This window comes from Streptomyces alkaliphilus, assembly GCF_014141535.1.
Classification (GTDB): domain Bacteria; phylum Actinomycetota; class Actinomycetes; order Streptomycetales; family Streptomycetaceae; genus Streptomyces; species Streptomyces alkaliphilus.
This window is the reverse complement of record NZ_VKHT01001490.1, coordinates 1-852: the sequence shown is the minus strand read 5'-3', so window position 1 is coordinate 852 and position 852 is coordinate 1. Positions and strand designations below refer to the sequence as shown.

The window sequence follows — 852 nt, the reverse complement described above, 5'->3', positions numbered from 1 at the left end:
GGCGTCCACGGACTCGGGGACGGGGCGCGTCACGGTGTGCCTCCGCCGGCGGTCAGGAGTGCGTCGAAGGCGTCCTCGACGAGATCGGGCAGTTCGCTTTGCCCCCCCTCCTCCACCCAGAGGGTGATGGCGGTGGTCAGTGCGGCGGTGCAGGCGGCGGCGATCACCCGGACGGCCGGTGTCGGGTTCTCGCCGGGCGGTGTCAGGCCCCGCTCGAAGGCCAGGCAGGAGGAGACCGCGCTCTCGCCCATGCGGGCCCGCAGGGCGGGGGTGCGCAGGATCAACCGGGAGCGCAGGTAGAGGGCTTCGCGCTCCTGCCGGTAGACGGCCGGGAGGGCGGTGGTGACCGCGTGGCGGATGCGTTCCATCGGGGGGTGGTCGACCGGACGGGCCCGGATGAGTTCCTCCAGCATCGGGTCGTACTCGTCCCGCAGGACCACGTCCTCCTTGGTGGGGAAGTGCCGGAAGAAGGTCATGTGGGAGACACCGGCTCCGGCCGCGATGCGGGCGACGGTCACCTTCTCGTATCCCTCGGCGAGGAAGAGCCGGAAGGCGGTCCGGCGCAGGGCCTCGCGGGTGCGCGCCCCCCGGCTCGTCCGTCCGTCCACACCGACCACTCCCAGAAATGTTAGCCACTAACAGTATTAGTAACTCACACCATACACCCGTCGGGCGGACCACGGCATGGCTGCGGCTTTTCGGAACAGGTGACTGGTATGCCGGAACCACACCACTGCCTCCACTCCCTCGACCGCGCCCCGCTCCACGGAGGACCGTCGATGCGGCCACGGCCCGCCGATCGCACCCGCACCGGCCCGACCGGGCCCCGGCCGGGGGCCGGAGGGCGGGCCG

At 71.7% G+C, this 852-nt stretch carries 1 protein-coding gene; it reads right to left on the bottom strand.

Annotated elements, in window-relative coordinates; genetic code table 11:
* Positions 1–29: 29 nt before the first annotated feature.
* On the bottom strand, positions 30–608 hold the full coding sequence (locus FNQ90_RS25270) for a TetR/AcrR family transcriptional regulator (protein ID WP_182608439.1): 579 nt from the start codon (positions 606–608) through the stop codon (positions 30–32).
* Between the last annotated feature and the right edge of the window lie 244 nt (positions 609–852).